This window comes from Micromonospora sp. ALFpr18c (assembly GCF_008868155.1).
Lineage (GTDB): Bacteria > Actinomycetota > Actinomycetes > Mycobacteriales > Micromonosporaceae > Micromonospora.
Window position 1 is genome coordinate 1 of the sequence record NZ_WBKR01000447.1, and the last position, 752, is coordinate 752.

Consider the following 752-nt stretch of genomic DNA (forward strand, 5'->3'; position numbering starts at 1 on the left):
AGGTCGAGCGTGTAGAGCTGCTTGTCCTTGAGAGTCTCGGGCACCTCGCCCTTGATGATCTTCTGGGAAAGTCCCTCCACCACGGCGGTCTTGCCGACGCCGGGCTCACCGATCAGGACCGGGTTGTTCTTGGTACGGCGGGAGAGCACCTGCATGACCCGCTCGATTTCCTTCTCGCGCCCGATGACCGGGTCGAGCTTGCCCTCGCGGGCGGCCTGGGTCAGGTTGCGGCCGAACTGGTCCAGCACGAGGCTGGTCGACGGCGCGGCCTCACCCGGCGCGGCACCCGCGGCGGCGGGCTCCTTGCCCTGGTAGCCGGAGAGCAGCTGGATCACCTGCTGGCGGACCCGGTTGAGGTCGGCGCCGAGCTTGACCAGCACCTGGGCGGCGACGCCCTCGCCCTCACGGATCAGCCCGAGCAGGATGTGCTCCGTGCCGATGTAGTTGTGGCCGAGCTGCAGCGCCTCGCGCAGCGACAGCTCCAGCACCTTCTTGGCCCGCGGCGTGAACGGGATGTGCCCGCTCGGCGCCTGCTGGCCCTGGCCGATGATCTCCTCGACCTGCTGGCGGACGCCCTCCAGGGAGATGCCGAGGCTCTCCAGGGCCTTTGCCGCGACGCCTTCACCTTCGTGGATCAGGCCCAGCAGGATGTGTTCCGTACCGATGTAGTTGTGGTTGAGCATCCGGGCCTCTTCTTGGGCCAGGACGACAACCCGTCGCGCTCGGTCGGTGAACCGCTCGAACATGCCCTC

At 68.0% G+C, this 752-nt stretch carries 1 protein-coding gene; it reads right to left on the reverse strand.

What is annotated here, in order from left to right; genetic code table 11:
• The coding region (locus tag F8271_RS31635; RefSeq protein ID WP_305069500.1) for a Clp protease N-terminal domain-containing protein at window positions 1–746 on the reverse strand (746 nt) is incomplete at its 3' end.
• Window positions 747–752: the final 6 nt, after the last annotated feature.